Annotated in this window: 13 protein-coding genes; 3 read left to right on the forward strand and 10 right to left on the reverse strand. The window is 32.3% G+C overall.

All coding sequences use genetic code 11. From position 1 onward, the window contains the following. Positions 1 to 124 precede the first annotated feature (124 nt). On the forward strand, positions 125 to 1,984 hold the full coding sequence (rpoD, locus tag CCORG_RS05005) for an RNA polymerase sigma factor RpoD (RefSeq protein ID WP_025803348.1): 1,860 nt from the start codon (positions 125 to 127) through the stop codon (positions 1,982 to 1,984). Next, positions 1,985 to 2,686, forward strand: coding sequence for a metallophosphoesterase family protein (locus tag CCORG_RS05010; RefSeq protein ID WP_025803347.1), 702 nt, complete (start codon positions 1,985 to 1,987; stop codon positions 2,684 to 2,686). It abuts the gene before it with no gap. 32 nt (positions 2,687 to 2,718) lie between these two features. On the opposite strand, the gene CCORG_RS09035 is transcribed toward CCORG_RS05010, so the two are convergent. From CCORG_RS09035 to CCORG_RS05050, 8 genes are read right to left on the reverse strand one after another with little or no spacing between them, the layout of a single operon-like run. Further along, entirely contained in the window at positions 2,719 to 3,183 is a 465-nt protein-coding gene (locus tag CCORG_RS09035) for a type II secretion system protein (RefSeq protein ID WP_025803346.1), read from the reverse strand. Between the two features lie 9 nt (positions 3,184 to 3,192). Next, entirely contained in the window at positions 3,193 to 4,719 is a 1,527-nt protein-coding gene (locus tag CCORG_RS05020; RefSeq protein ID WP_025803345.1) for a class I SAM-dependent methyltransferase, read from the reverse strand. 9 nt (positions 4,720 to 4,728) lie between these two features. Continuing rightward, positions 4,729 to 6,006: a histidinol dehydrogenase gene (hisD, locus tag CCORG_RS05025; RefSeq protein ID WP_025803344.1), complete on the reverse strand. Its 1,278-nt coding sequence runs from the start codon at positions 6,004 to 6,006 to the stop codon at positions 4,729 to 4,731. Beyond that, a complete protein-coding gene (locus tag CCORG_RS05030; protein ID WP_025803343.1) occupies positions 6,003 to 6,869 on the reverse strand; it encodes a hypothetical protein in 867 nt (288 codons plus the stop codon). The genes hisD and CCORG_RS05030 overlap by 4 nt, the downstream gene beginning before the upstream one ends. Beyond that, positions 6,844 to 7,908: an OmpA family protein gene (locus CCORG_RS05035; protein WP_025803342.1), complete on the reverse strand. Its 1,065-nt coding sequence runs from the start codon at positions 7,906 to 7,908 to the stop codon at positions 6,844 to 6,846. The genes CCORG_RS05030 and CCORG_RS05035 overlap by 26 nt, the downstream gene beginning before the upstream one ends. After that, positions 7,895 to 9,196, reverse strand: coding sequence for a MotA/TolQ/ExbB proton channel family protein (locus CCORG_RS05040; protein WP_025803341.1), 1,302 nt, complete (start codon positions 9,194 to 9,196; stop codon positions 7,895 to 7,897). The genes CCORG_RS05035 and CCORG_RS05040 overlap by 14 nt, the downstream gene beginning before the upstream one ends. A gap of 2 nt (positions 9,197 to 9,198) precedes the next feature. Further along, positions 9,199 to 10,257 (reverse strand): class II fructose-bisphosphate aldolase, encoded by a 1,059-nt coding sequence (fbaA, locus tag CCORG_RS05045; protein WP_025803340.1) that lies wholly within the window; start codon positions 10,255 to 10,257, stop codon positions 9,199 to 9,201. After that, positions 10,257 to 11,069: a peptidylprolyl isomerase gene (locus CCORG_RS05050; protein ID WP_025803339.1), complete on the reverse strand. Its 813-nt coding sequence runs from the start codon at positions 11,067 to 11,069 to the stop codon at positions 10,257 to 10,259. Before CCORG_RS05050 ends, fbaA begins: the two co-directional genes overlap by 1 nt. 69 nt (positions 11,070 to 11,138) lie before the next feature. Between CCORG_RS05050 and nth the strand changes: the two genes are divergently transcribed. Further along, positions 11,139 to 11,777, forward strand: coding sequence for an endonuclease III (gene nth, locus CCORG_RS05055; protein WP_025803338.1), 639 nt, complete (start codon positions 11,139 to 11,141; stop codon positions 11,775 to 11,777). A gap of 129 nt (positions 11,778 to 11,906) precedes the next feature. Here nth and CCORG_RS05060 read toward each other — a convergent pair whose 3' ends face one another. After that, entirely contained in the window at positions 11,907 to 13,496 is a 1,590-nt protein-coding gene (locus CCORG_RS05060; protein ID WP_025803337.1) for an ATP-binding cassette domain-containing protein, read from the reverse strand. Further along, positions 13,497 to 14,780 carry a zinc-binding metallopeptidase family protein gene (locus tag CCORG_RS05065; protein ID WP_025803336.1) on the reverse strand — a complete coding sequence of 428 codons (1,284 nt, stop codon included), beginning with the start codon at positions 14,778 to 14,780 and terminating at the stop codon, positions 13,497 to 13,499. Between the last annotated feature and the right edge of the window lie 47 nt (positions 14,781 to 14,827).

Here is a 14,827-nt window from a genome sequence, read left to right on the forward strand (position 1 = left end):
CCCAAATTTTAAAATTTTATATTCTATCAATTAAAGAATTTTTTGTCAAATAAAACTAGTTAAGCTAAAATTAAGAAAATTTTGATATAATCAATCTCTTTTTAATTTCATAAGGAGTTATCACATGGCTACAACTAAGAAAACTACCACCGTTAAAGAGTTAAACGCAAGTATTGAAGAGCTTTTTGAGGAGAACAAAAAGAGCTTTGTAACTTATGAAAAACTTATAAAACTTTTTAGTAAAACACCAACAGCTACAAATGTTAAAAAAATTGAAAGTCTAATGGAAAAATATGAAATTACGCTTTTATCATCCGCAAAAGCTGCTGAAATCAAAAACATAGAAGATGCAAAAAAGCGTGCTGATGAAGCAAGAGCTTACATAGAAAATAACAAAGATGAAAACTTCGATATAGCAAATGACAGTGAAATTTTAGAGTGGGGAAGAAGTGATAGTCCTGTGAGAATGTATCTTCGTGAGATGGGCGCTATTGATCTACTTGATAAAGATGAAGAGGTAGAAATAAGCAAGCAAATTGAACTTGGTGAAGATATTATAATAGATGCATTTTGTTCTGTGCCGTATTTGATTGATTTTATTTTGGACTATAAAGAGCCTCTTATAAACAGAGAAAGACGCGTAAAAGAGCTTTTTAAAAGTTTTGATGATGATGGAAGCGATGAAGAAGAGGAAGAAGAGGAATTTAGCGAAGAAGAGTCAAAAACTCCTGCTAAGAAAAATCTTGATAAAAGATCCCTTAGAGTAATCGAAAGCTTTAAAGAGTTAGAAAAAGCTAAAAAAGACTGGATGAGATATGCTAGTAAAAATAAAGATGAAATTAGCGAAGGCGATAGTCTTTTTGAGATACTAAATTTAGCATATAAAAAGAAGATATTAAAACAAAAACTTATGGATCTTGGTCCAACAAGTAAACTTATAAATGAGATAGTCAAATCAATGGAAACAGCTCTTAAAAGCGACACAGAATTTGATAAAGAGCTAAAAAGACTTGAGTACAAACTTCCACTTTTTAGTCCAGAACTTAAAGCAAATCACGCCAAAATTTTAAAAGATATCACTAAACTTAGCAAAGAAGAGATAACTGAAAGAGTTCCAGAAGCTACTATGGTGTCAACATATATGGATATAAAAAAGCTTTTCCAAACAAAAGAGGCTAGTAAAGATAGCTTTGATATGCAACCAGAAAGACTTGGGGTTATTTTAGAACAAATTAAACGCGGTAAAAATATCTCTGATAAAGCAAAAGGTAAAATGGCAAAGTCAAATTTACGCCTTGTTGTAAGTATTGCTAAACGCTACACCAACCGCGGACTTCCATTTTTAGATCTTATTCAAGAAGGAAATATAGGTCTTATGAAAGCAGTTGATAAATTTGAGTATAAAAAAGGGTATAAATTTTCAACTTATGCTACTTGGTGGATTCGTCAAGCCATATCAAGAGCGATTGCTGATCAAGCAAGAACGATAAGAATTCCTATCCATATGATAGAGACGATAAATCGCATAAATAAAATCACAAGAAAACACATACAAGAAACAGGAAAAGAGCCAGATATACAGTTTATTGCTGATGAGATTGGTTTAAGTGTAGATAAAGTTAAGCAAGTTATTAAAATAACAAAAGAACCAGTTAGTCTTGAAGCACCCATTGGAAATGAAGATGATGGTAAATTTGGAGATTTTGTAGAGGATAAAAGCACAATCTCGCCGATGGATAATGTCTTAAAAGATGACTTAAAAGAGCAAATTGAAGAGGTTTTAGAACAACTCAATGAGCGAGAAAAAGCTGTCATTAGAATGCGTTTTGGACTTTTAGATGACGAAAGTGATAGAACACTTGAAGAGATAGGAAAAGAGCTAAATGTTACTCGTGAGAGAGTTCGCCAAATAGAAAGCTCAGCTATCAAAAAACTAAAACACCCTAAAGTTGGCAGAAAACTTAAAAACTACATAGAGGGCTAAATGCTACTACTTTGTGGTGATACTCATGGAAGCTATGAGATAGATAAAATTTTAAACGAGGAGTTTTTAAACTCCTACCCTTTTAGTCGCGATGACGTTCTTATCGTACTTGGTGACTTTGGGGTTTTTTGGCTTGATGAGCCTGATAAAGAAGAGAGATATTTTTTAGATAAATTTAATAGTCTTCCTTTTACACTTTGCTTTATAGATGGAAATCACGAAAATTTTAATAGACTATATGAATTTAAAACCGAAAATAAATTTGGTGGCTTGGTAAGCAAGTGTGGAGAAAACTGCTACTGGCTAAGGCGTGGTGAAATTTATGAAATTTGTTCTAAAAATATCTTTACCTTTGGTGGTGCAATGAGCAGAGATAGAGAGTTTAGGGTTTTAAACGATAGCTGGTGGTTAAGTGAAATTCCTTCAGATGACGAAATGAAATACGGCTTTTCAAATTTAGAAAATTTCATAAAAAGTGGTAAAAACATAGACTTAGTTTTAACTCACACAGCACCACAGTTTCTGGTAGAAAGTATGGGCTTTGATGGCAAGATAGATAAAACTTCTGTTTTTTTAGATAGAGTTTTCAATCTGCTAAAGCCAAAAGAGTGGTATTTTGGACATTTTCACGAAGATGTCTTATTAAAAACAAAAGAGTGTAAATTTAGAATTTTATATAATGAAATAGTTGGAGTAAGATAAGTTATAAATTTGGGTTTTAAACCCAAATTTTATTAATACCTTACGCTACTCAACCTACTAATCGTTTCACTATCAAGTGGTATAAAGCTTTTTGTATCGCTATGTTTATAAGTCCTGCCATTAAGTGTAGCGTCCATTTTAAGGTATGGTTCTACAGCTGAACCATCTAAAACTCTATCGCAAAGCCCACTTCTATTTATCGTTACTTCCATAACTTTTAACTCATGAAAATCAAATTTCAAACACTCAACACCTTTAACTTTAAATGAGCTATTTTTAAAATCCACATTTGTCATATCTTTTATATTTGTGGAGTACTTGCCCTGACTAATAGTATAAGCTATAACATCGCTAAGTGCAGTACTTAAATCATTTTTAGCTACTGCAATCAAAGCATCATCACGGCTTGCACTAAGGCGTGGCAAGGCAATAGCAGCCAAAATTCCCAAAATCACTATTACAAAAATAAGTTCTATCATAGAAAAACCATTTTTCAAAATCACTCCTTAAACTAAAAATCCAAACTTAAAAAGCAAATCAACCTTATCTTTCACATAAGCTTTTGCCATACTTTCTATCTTGCTCTCATCTTCTACAACCATATCTTCTATAATAAAGTTAAATTTACCACTTTTTTCTAAATTTACTAACTCACTAGCTAATTCTTCTATATCTCTTGTACCATCCATTAAAGGTAGTAACTCATAATCACAATCAGAATTTAGCTGAATATTATCATACAAAGGGCTAAAAAACGATACTATGCCATCATACTCTTTTATAAATTTAACTAACTCTATACTATTTTTACCTAACTTTGGCTTTTTTGGAATATCATTTAAAAGTTCTTTTTTATATATAGAAAAATCAACTTTTTTACTACACAAAAGATATGCTAGATTAGTATAAAACTCCCTAATCTCTTCATCACTTTTAGATGTTTTTAACTCACTTATAAACTCACCAACGCTTAAATTTGATGGATAAATTTCGCTTAATTTATCAAATAATTTTCCCATTCCTTTTGGCATTATGGTATTAGTTTGAGCATTTTTATAGACTCTGTTTGTATTATCATATATGAAATTTCCACTTACAAAAAATTTATCTAAATTTGAAAACTCTATATTTACTTCATCTTTTGGTTTTGCTTTTGTAAAAAGAGTTCTTCTAAAGGTTTTATTAACTATAAAATCTATAAATTGCTCAAACCTTACTCTATCGCCTTTTGACTCTGCTTTTAAAGCGTTATTTAAATTCTCATTTACAGGTGGAAAAATTGAGCTTTGCCAATCTGCTTCACATAAGAAATTTAGCCCACTATCTTTAGCACAACTTGCCACTTCATGAAAGTAGTTTGGACTGTTTATAGACTCAAAATACTCATGCATTATATAACTTGGATTTCGTTTTATTAAATCATCGTAGTTATCATCTATAACCTTTTTTATAACACCATCAAGAGCGTTATTTTTAAGATGTCTAAGAGTATCAAACCCTAGTTCTATCTTATTATTAGATGAAACTTCGCCATTTCTATAAAGCATAATATCTCTTAATATCTCCTTACCTTTCCAGCCTGGATAGGTATTATAGCTAAGATAAGCGATACCATTTTCACTTAAGCACTCTTTGAAAATTTTAAAAATTGCTCTTTTTACATCATCACTCACCCAGCTATAAACCCCGTGAGCTATGATATAGTCAAACTCGCCAAATTTTTTATCAATCTCAAGAATATCTTTTTTTATAAACTCTATGTTTTTAGTGCCTAAACGCTTTTTTAACTCATTAGCCATGCTAATTTGCTTTGATGAGAGATCTACTCCTACTAATTTTGATTTTGGGTGATTAAGCCCGAAAGATATGATATTTGCACCTACCCCGCACCCTATCTCTAAAACTCTAGCCTTATCAGGCAAAACTCCATTTACGCCGTATAATAAACCAGCTATATAGCTATTTTCTGGTAAAGACTCTTTAAAAATTTTTGATCTATAAGGAATCTCATCATAATATCTCTCTTCATTCATAACAACCCCTTATTTTGTTCTAACTTCTACACTTAGCTTATGAGCCTCAAGCCCTTCAGCTAAAGCTAAGTCCATACACGCCCTAGATAAAGCATCAAAGCCAGTTTTATTTAGCGAAATTATAGAGCTTTTTTTGATAAAGTTATAGACCCCTAAAGGTGAGTAAAATCTAGCTGTACCACCAGTTGGCAAAGTGTGATTTGGTCCAGCTAGATAATCCCCCATCGCTTCAGGTGTATAGTGTCCTAAAAAAATCGCTCCTGCGTGTTTAATGCGTGCTAAATAATCACTTGCACTGTCCATAGCTATTTCTAAATGCTCAACTGCTAATTCATTCATTAACTCCACAGTCTCATCCATATCCTTTGCAACTATAATAGCTGCTCTATTTTCAATGCTTTTCGTAGCAATTTCAGTTCTTTTTAAATTTGGTAAAATTTTATAAATTTCATCTTTTACCTTGTTTGCTAAAATTTCACTTGGAGTTACTAAAAAGCTACTAGCAAGCTCATCATGCTCAGCTTGAGATAGAAGATCCATAGCGACATGATGCGGGTTTACACTCTCATCAGCTATAACTCCTATCTCGCTAGGCCCTGCTATCATATCTATATTTACATCGCCAAATACCATCTTTTTAGCAGTGGCAACAAAGATATTTCCAGGTCCTGTTATCACATCGACTTTTGGAATAGAATTTGTTCCATACGCCATCGCTGCAATCGCTCCAGCACCACCTATCCTAAAAGCTTTTTTAATGCCTAAAAGATAAAGAGCAGCTAAAAGTAGATTGTTTATCTCTCCGCCAACTGCAGGTGTGCAAACTACTATCTCTTTAACTCCAGCTACTATTGCTGGGATTGCGTTCATAAGAAGTGAACTAGGATAAGCAGCCTTGCCGCCTGGAATATAAAGCCCTGCTCTATCAACCGGAGTTACTTTTTGCCCTAAAACAGATCCATACTCATCAAAGTGTAGCCAAGTTTTTTCAAGCTGTTTTTCATGGTAAGTTTTAATTCTTTCATAAGCTAAATTTAGGGCATTTTTTAAATTTGTAGATATTTCATCATAAGCTTTTTTCATCTCATAACTCGAAATTTCAAGCTCTTTAGTGTGCTTATCAAATTTAAGGTTTTGCTCTTTTAGGCTCTCATCGCCTCTAGCTTTTACATCATCAATTATACCTTGAACAATAGGCATAACCTTTGACATATCCAAATTTCCACGATTTTTTAAAATCTTTAACTCATCTTTAAAATTTGCATCACAACTTTTTAAAAATTTCATAACATTTCCTTATCTTTATATCTTTGAAGTTGGCTTATATTTCCTAAAAGCCCACCTTGATGGATATATAAAATTTCATTTTCAAATTTATCCAAATTTGTAAAAAGCGTTAGAAGTCCAACAGGGTCGTATATAAGATCAAATTCAACTTTAGTCTCTTCTAAAAGCTCTTTATAAATTTCAATAAATTCCTTTCTTAACTGAGCATATCTGTACTTTTTAGGCGGATTTAAAATTTCTAGATTTTCACCTAAATTTAGCTCATCAAGCTGTTTTTTAAGATACTCTTTAGTGCCTACAGTTGGGCAAGTAAATACCCTAAATTTAGAGTGCTTTGCTAGATATCCAGCGCTCGTTCCAGTCCCACTTGGTAAAAATATATCAAATTTAGCACCATTAGCAAAATTTTCTATATCTTTAGCTTGGTCTATAAAGCCATACTCTGCTTCTTTCATCGCCACGCCCTCTTCTATAAAAAGTGAGTTTTCATCGCACAAACTTAGAGCAAACTCTCGTCTATCATCACTATTTTTAGCACCACTTTCATAAAGTTTCATACCATTTTTAAGGGCAAATTTAAGATTCCCAACTGGACTAGCTTTTAAATTTGGATTTAGATAATTAACCACGTATCTAAACTCAAGCCCTTTTATTTTAGCAAAAACAGACAAGCTTTGCATAGCGTTTGATTGTGATGAGCCGTGACTTACTACGCTTTTATACTTACTTAAATCAGCGTTTAAAAAGTACTTTAATTTCCTAGCTTTGTTGCCATTAAACTCACCTAACAAATCATCTCTTAAAAGCCAAAATTTAACCCCTTTAAAATTTAATCTATCAAAACGCGGTTTTGTTATAGTCAAGTAGCTTTCCTATCTCTTCAATAGTTTGCCTATTTGAAAGGGTAAATTTTATCTCTATACGCCTACTTTTGTCCATATTTTCGCTTCCATCACTGTTTAAAACAGGCATAGTAAAGCTTCTACCGCTTGCAGTTAGATAGCTTTTAAGTCTTTCATCCTTGTTCCACTCATTTATAAACTCCATCACAGCATAAGCTCTATCTTGAGAGAGTTTAAGGTTAAAAAGATAGCTTCCATCTGTATCGGTATGACCTTCTATAACGATAGTATCAAGGTTATTTCTTATCTCATCACTATTTAAAAGAACACCAAAATACTTCTCCAAAGTAGCTTTTAACTCAGGTTTAGCTTCATCTTTTAGCGTAGATGAGCCTTTATCAAAAAGCACAGAGCTTAAAAGCGTTAAAGCACCTGATTTCTCATCTATACTTACGCTACTTCCAAGGCTTTGCTTGATATCAGATATAACTCTAACTCCAACGCCAGCTAAATTTTGAATGCGATTTCTTGTGATATTTAAATCAGCCATAATGCGCGCTAAACTTGCATCTTTGCTTGAAATTTGTTCCATTAAATAAGTAATTTTAAGCTCACTATTTTTCAAGCTTTTATTATAATCGCTCTTAAGATCTTCTAAGTCCTTATCTTTTTTAGCATTTTGTCCATATAACTCATATAGAGTTTGGTTTAAGTCCTTATTTTTATCTTTTAGAGCAGTTACAACTTTTTCAAGTTCACCAATCTCAAAGATATAAACGCCCTCTTTTTGCCTTAAGTCTTTAGCTTCTATATCAAGTTCATTTAATCGTTCATTAAAAATCTTATTAAGCTCTTCAAGTTCTGAGTTTTTTTGCTGTTCGCCTTTTAGCATTGAAAGAGTGCTTAAAAAACTAGCCTCTTTTTCCTTTAAATCGCTTTGAGTTAAAACATACTTTACTATAATTCCTCCGATTAATAACACAAAAACAAAAAAAAGCCCTGCCATAAGATCGGCATAAGCTATCCAAAAAGTATCTTTTGAGTTGTTATTTGCTTTCATGTCTATCTTTTTCGATTCTTTCAATTATAGCTTTTGACTCTTTATCGATGCTATCAAGAGATTTTTTAAGCTCATAAGCTATTGAGTCGTTTGTATCAAGCGAATTAAACTTAGCTTTAAGCTCATCAACACTTGCTCTTATGCTCTCTTTATAACTCTTAGTTGCCTCTTTTTGTGCGTTAAAAATTTGATAGTTTGCTTCACTTAACATTGCTCTTAAATTTGAGAGTTCATTTACTACTTTATTTGTGCTATTTTCAAAATTTTGCCTATTTTCTTCATTTGAGATGGCAAATTTTTCAAGCTGTTTGTTTAAATTTCCTTGAACTTCATCTGTATTTGATATTAGATTTTCAAGGCTATTTATAACTCTTTCGTACTTTTTAGTAAGATGAATGCTGTTTTCTTCAAGAGTATAAAAAAGCTTAGCACTTTCACTAAGTGTAGCTCTTGTGGTATCAATGCTGCTTTTTTGCATATCTATAACACTTCTAAACTCATCATAACTCTCACTCATAGAAGCTCTTAGTTTTTCATTAAAGTCAGTGTTAAAGATTCTCTCAAAACTATCGGCAACTTTTTCGTTTCTATTTAAAATTTCAAGCATTAAACTTTGAGAGATTTCATCTTTGTCCCAGAAAAACTCCTTTGTGGCTGCTTTGTATTTTTGTAGTAAAGCTTCAAATTTACTAACGCCTTTTTTCTCAAAATATATCCACCAAAGTGCTAAAAAAATTCCATATATTGATACATAAAAAGCAGTTCCAACACCGCCAAGAAGCTGAGCTATCTCGCTTTCAAGTGCATTAATGTTTGATGAGCTGAAATTTGGCATAGATAGAGCAATACTTATAAAAGTTCCTAAAATTCCAAGCATAGGAAACACTCCAGCTGCCACACTTGCATAGTTGTCATTTCTAAGACCAAGGGTAAAATTTTCAGCAAAAGAGTTAAATGGAGCGTTTGATTTTTTACGGTTTCCAACTGCTAAAAGGTGAGTCATTATATACTCTTTTAGCTCACTTTTAAATCGTGAAATTTTACGCTCAAATATACAACATCCAAGCTCAGCATTATGTCTAGCAAATATTAAAGCCATAAAAAACAAAAAACCCATAAGGATAACTGAGTGAATTTCTACTTTTAAATTTACAAAACCTAAAAATCCCGCCACAAAAAAAGCATATATCAAAGCAGGCATAAGGATGATTTTAAGGTATGTTAATACAAGAGAGCGACCGCCCTCTTCTGGTAAAGTTAAATCAAGAGTTGAGTCGTTCCTTGTCATATCTAGTTCCTATTTAGGCAGTTTAAATCCTCAAAAGCTACCAAAAGTCTATCTCTCATACTCTCTTCGCCAACCCTTAGCCATTTTCGCGGATCGTAGTACTTTTTATTTGGTTCAAACTCACCTTCAGGATTTCCTATTTGACCTTGTAAATATCCGTGGTATTTTGCTTCATATCCTTTTACTCCGTCCCAAAATGCCCACTGAGTATCAGTGTCTATATTCATCTTAATAACACCATAACTTACTGCATCTTTGATATCTTTTATATCACTTCCACTTCCACCGTGAAATACAAAATTTACAGCTTTCTTAACGCCAAATTTATTCTCTATATAGTTTTGAGAATTTTTAAGAATTTCAGGACTTAGTTTTACATTTCCTGGTTTGTAAACACCATGAACATTTCCAAAGCTTGCTGCTATAGTGAAATTTGAAGAGATCTTTTTAAGTCTTTCGTAAGCAGTAGCAACTTCACTTGGCTGAGTATAAAGTAAAGCATTATCTACATTTGTATTATCAACCCCATCTTCTTCGCCACCTGTTACACCAAGTTCTATCTCTAAAGCTATATCAATTTGACTAAGCTTTTTTAGATAATCTTCACACGTGCTAATATTGCTTTCTAAACTCTCTTCACTTAAATCAAGCATATGAGAGCTAAAAATTGGTCTACCTGTTTTAGTAAAGTTTTCTTTACTATACTCTATTAAAGAATCTATCCACGGAAGTAGTTTTCTTGCAGCATGGTCTGTATGAAGCACTACTGGAACTTCATACTCTTTAGCTAAAAGATGAACATGTTTTGCACCACTTATAGCTCCTAAAACAGCAGCATTTGGACAAGTTTTACCAGCTATAAAACTAGCTCCACCATTTGAAAACTGAATTATAATTGGAGAGTTTGCCTTTTTAGCACTCTCTAAAGCTGCGTTTATGGAGTTATTTCCTACGACATTTACAGCAGGTATCGCAAAGCCTTCACTTTTTGCAAAGTTGTAGAGTTTTGTAGTCTCAGATCCGCTTAAAACGCCTGCATTTACGATATCTAAAGCACCCATTATTTATACTCAATTTTTGCTTTTTTTCTAAGATCTTGTGTAGATTTTTGTGTTAATTCTACTGCTTTTTCTTGCCTTAAAACATTTTCAATATATGGCTTAGCTTCATCAACACTAAGTTGTTTTTTTGCTCTATCGCCTGTTTTAAGGATTACATGATAACCAAATTGTGATTTTACAGGTTTTTGACTCATCTCGCCAGTTTTCATTTTTGATAACGCTTCACTAAATTCTTTTACCATCTGCTCAGGTGCAAACCAACCAAGATCACCACCTGTTGCTTTTGCTGTTGGATCTATACTTAACTCTGTTGCTTTTTTAGCAAATTCAGCATCAAGATCTTCTTTTTTAACTTTTTTAAGATCATTTATAATGCTTTGAGCAGCTTCAACATTAGCAACTAAAATATGGCTAGCTGAAATGGCAGCAGGTTCAACAAATTTATCTTTATTTTCATCATAAAATTTCTTAACTTCAGCATCATCAATCTTAATCTCTTTAGTCATCTTAAGCTGATAAGATCTTAAAGCTATAGCATCTTTTGCTATCTCCATTTGAGTTTTAAAAATTTCATCTTTTTCAATGCCACTTTCATAAGCTTTTTTTGTAAGAAGTTTTATATCAATAGCTCTATCAACGATCTGTTTTTTTGTCTCAGCTGGAAGTGCTGATAAGTCTACACCTTGAAGATTTCCAACCAAAGGCGCGATATCTTTATCTGTTATCTCCATACCATCAACTGTAGCAAATACAGCAGCATTAAGAGTTGCTGCGGCTGCTAAACTAAGTGCTCCAAATAGCAATTTTTTCATTTTTAACCTTTCATAAAAAATTCTGTCAATTATAGCCAAATTTAGGTAAATTTAGGCTATAATCCCAAAATGAGAACGAAAAAAGATACATTAGAGATAAAATCAAGACTTTTAGAGCATTTTGGAAAACCTGAAACTGAGCTAAAATTTAGTAACCTTTATGAGCTTTTAGTTGCTGTTATGCTTTCAGCTCAATGCACAGATAAAAGGGTAAATTTAATAACTCCAGCTTTTTTTAAAGAGTATCCGAGTGTGGTTGAGCTATCAAATGCAAATTTAAGCAGCGTAAAAGAGCTTATAAAAAGCTGCAATTTCTACAACAATAAAGCTAAAAATCTCATACTTATGGCAAAAAGCGTTATGGAAAATTTTAACGCAGAAATCCCACTAGATACAAATTTGCTTGTAAGTCTTGCAGGTGTTGGTAGAAAAACAGCAAATGTTGTAATGATAGAGTATGCTGGAGCAAATTTAATGGCTGTTGATACTCATGTTTTTAGAGTTGGTACAAGACTTGGGCTAACAAAAGCTAAAACCCCCGAGTTAGCTGAGATAGACTTAACAAAGGCTTTTAAAACTGAGCTAAACTACCTTCATCAAGCAATGGTTCTTTTTGGTCGCTATACCTGTAAAGCAGTAAAACCAGAGTGTGATAAGTGCTTTTTGTATGATCTTTGCAAAAGCAAAGATAAAATTAAATTTGAGTAAAGCTGTTGTAATTATTTATAAGTGATTTGAAATTTATGGTAAGCTTTTTTAAATTTATGAAATTTGTTTGATAAGAGTATAAAATGTGTATTATTTTTAGTAAAATTTTATGTATTTTATAAAACTAAGTTATTGTTTTACTATTTTTAATTTTCCATCAATCATCTCATAAATCCTATCTGCAGCACTAAAATATCGATCATCATGGCTTATTGCAAAAACGCTTACCCCATGACTTTTAAGAATTCCTAAAATTTCATCATAGAAATAAGCCCTAAATTCAGGATCTTGATCCGCTGCCCACTCATCAAGCATCAAGAAGTCACGCCCATCTAAAAGAGCAGTGATTAAAGCAAGGCGTTTTTTCTGCCCTGTTGAGAGATTTATACTACTAAATTCCTTAAAATTTTCATGGTTTTCAATGCTTACTTTATTTTCTAGCTTAAGTTTTTCTAACCAAAATTCAAGCTCTTCATCGCTACTTTTTAAAATTTCACTAAAAAGATAAAAATCACTAAAAACAACGCTTATTGAGTTTTGAAAATTTACCAAATTTGAACTATTTAGTGGTTTATTATCTACTAAAATTTCACCACTACTTGGGCGTAAAATGCCACACAGTATCATAAAAAGTGTGCTTTTTCCAGAGCCATTTTCACCTATTAGAAAAATAGTTTCGCCCTTTTTTATCTCCAAATTTAGACCTTTTAAAATCTCTTTGTTCTCATAAGAAAAGCTTATATTCCTTAGGGTTATTTTATCCCATTTTAGCGGTTTTAAATCCCTAATAAGCGAGATTTTATCAAATTCTTTAAGATCTAAATCAGAAATTTTTTTAAGCGATATATAAGCTATCATTATAGATGGAAGTGAACCTATAAACATCATAAATGGCGTCCTTAAAAACAAAATCGCAAAGCTTATAGTCGTAGCTGTTTTAAAATCACTTACCCCAAGTCCTAATGTTAGAAACATTACAATTCCAATGCCACCAAGAAGCATATCGTTTAAAAAATTTGTCCCCATTGAGTGAAAAATTTCAGCTTTTGTAACGCTTTGTCTTTGAAAAGCTGCGTCTTTAAAGAAGTTATCAAGGTAGAATTTAAGGCGGTTTTGATTTATACTTAACTCTTTGTGGGCTTGTAAACCCATCTCGTAGCTATTATAAAGTTTATCTTCGTTTGCTCTACTGGATTTAAAGTATTTGTAGGTATTTTTAGTACAAATTTTTACAACAACAGCTATGATTGCAAACCAGCAAATTACAAAAATTCCAAGAACTTTAGATAAATATAAAAAATAAAATAGCGAAAACAGTATAAAAAGTCCGCTTTGAAAGTTATCACTTAGTCTCATAAAGCCGTTTGTAACGCTACTTATATCTTTAGATAGTGAGGCTAAAATTTTACCTTTTCCGATATTTGCTACTTTTATAACATCACTTCCTAAAACTCTTATCATGAGGCGAGTTCTAAGTTCGTAAATGATGCCATTTCCAATCTTTGAAGTTATAAATTTAGCTCCCATTATAACAATAAAATAACCAAGTATTAAAACCATAAAAGCTACTAAAATGCCTAAATCTGCACTATTAAGCATTAAAATTTTATCATTTATAAATGATAAAATATATATGCCATATCCACTTGAGATTATAGATATCAAAACCAAAAGCAGGAATTTAAAAAAGTAGCGTTTTATGATTTCATTTTTTAGCATCTATTTTTGACAACCTAAATCTTTTAAAAGCTCATTAACAGCGTTACTTATAATATCTACTGATTTTAGTTCTACTTTTTCATGTACGCTATGAGGCGAGTAGATATTTGGTCCTATTGAAGTTGCTAAAACAGTTGGGTCTTTTGCGATAAAAACCCCACACTCAAGTCCTGCGTGAACTGCTGAAAATTTAGCATCTGGTTTAAATTTTTGCAAATTCTTTAAAACCGCTTTACTAAATTCATTAATAGTTGGATTCCATGGAGTTGTTTGGTTGCTAAATGAAACATCAAAACCATTTATCTTGCATAAAATTTCTGTCTCAAATTTAACATTTTCAAGACCTTCACTACTCATAGAACGAGGAAAAAGCAAAATTTTAAAAGCGTCATCTTCTTCTTTGGCTAATGATAAATTTGCACTAGTTTGTGGTAAATTTAGCTCTTTGTTATAATCCCTAACGCCTTGACTAAAGATATTTAATATATTTAAAATTTCATCACTATTTTTATAAATTTCAACCTCTTTTTTGCCTAAAAAGTTGCTCTTTATAAGTTCATGACTAGCTTTTAGCTCATTATCAAAAAGAACAGTTGCGTGTGCGTTTGCTGCAATTGAGTTTCGCCTTTCACCACCATTAAATTTAACCAGCTTTCCACCATTTTCTCTAATAAACCAAGCTAAAATCTTTATAGCGTTTTTAATCCCATCAGCTATTTGAATTCCGCTATGTCCGCCTTTTAATCCAGTTAAATCAAGCTCATAAACATAGCCATTTGCACTAACTTTTTCTATCTTTGCTTGAGCGTTTATATCAACACTTCCTGCACAACCTATAGTTACTCTATCATCTTCTTCGCTATCTAAATTCAGAAGTTTTTTACTTTTGATTTTAAATTCACACTGCGAAACGCCCCAAAGCCCCACTTCTTCGTTATTTGTAAATATCATCTCGATATCACTAAACTCATCCATCACGCTTAGCATAATAGCTACGCCGATGCCGTTATCTGCTCCAAGCGAGCTATCTTTGGCACTTAAAAAGCCATCTTTTTGTATGATTTCTATATTTGGTGCTAAGCCTACACAAACCATATCATAGTGGCTTTGAAGACAAATTTTAGGCTCACCTTTAAAAGCATAGATATTTCCAGCTTCATCAACTTCTACTTTAAAACCCCTGCTTTTAGCAAAATCAACCAAATGTTTTTGAAGCTCATCAGTATGATAACTTCCATGAGGAATTTTACAAATTTCTTTAAAATAATCAATAACTTTTGACATAATACAACCTTTAAACTAAGATTTGGTATTATAACAAAAAAAAGGAT

It is taken from the genome of Campylobacter corcagiensis, from assembly GCF_013201645.1.
Lineage (GTDB): Bacteria > Campylobacterota > Campylobacteria > Campylobacterales > Campylobacteraceae > Campylobacter_B > Campylobacter_B corcagiensis.

Bases quoted from the DNA above. Each gene is read 5' to 3' on its own strand.
- rpoD (WP_025803348.1), top strand. From the start codon at position 125: ATGGCTACAACTAAGAAAACTACCACCGTTAAAGAGTTAAACGCAAGT.
- CCORG_RS05010 (WP_025803347.1), top strand. From the start codon at position 1,985: ATGCTACTACTTTGTGGTGATACTCATGGAAGCTATGAGATAGATAAA.
- CCORG_RS05020 (WP_025803345.1), bottom strand. From the start codon at position 4,719: ATGAATGAAGAGAGATATTATGATGAGATTCCTTATAGATCAAAAATT.
- hisD (WP_025803344.1), bottom strand. From the start codon at position 6,006: ATGAAATTTTTAAAAAGTTGTGATGCAAATTTTAAAGATGAGTTAAAG.
- CCORG_RS05035 (WP_025803342.1), bottom strand. From the start codon at position 7,908: ATGAAAGCAAATAACAACTCAAAAGATACTTTTTGGATAGCTTATGCC.
- CCORG_RS05040 (WP_025803341.1), bottom strand. From the start codon at position 9,196: ATGACAAGGAACGACTCAACTCTTGATTTAACTTTACCAGAAGAGGGC.
- fbaA (WP_025803340.1), bottom strand. From the start codon at position 10,257: ATGGGTGCTTTAGATATCGTAAATGCAGGCGTTTTAAGCGGATCTGAG.
- CCORG_RS05050 (WP_025803339.1), bottom strand. From the start codon at position 11,069: ATGAAAAAATTGCTATTTGGAGCACTTAGTTTAGCAGCCGCAGCAACT.
- nth (WP_025803338.1), top strand. From the start codon at position 11,139: ATGAGAACGAAAAAAGATACATTAGAGATAAAATCAAGACTTTTAGAG.
- CCORG_RS05060 (WP_025803337.1), bottom strand. From the start codon at position 13,496: ATGCTAAAAAATGAAATCATAAAACGCTACTTTTTTAAATTCCTGCTT.
- CCORG_RS05065 (WP_025803336.1), bottom strand. From the start codon at position 14,780: ATGTCAAAAGTTATTGATTATTTTAAAGAAATTTGTAAAATTCCTCAT.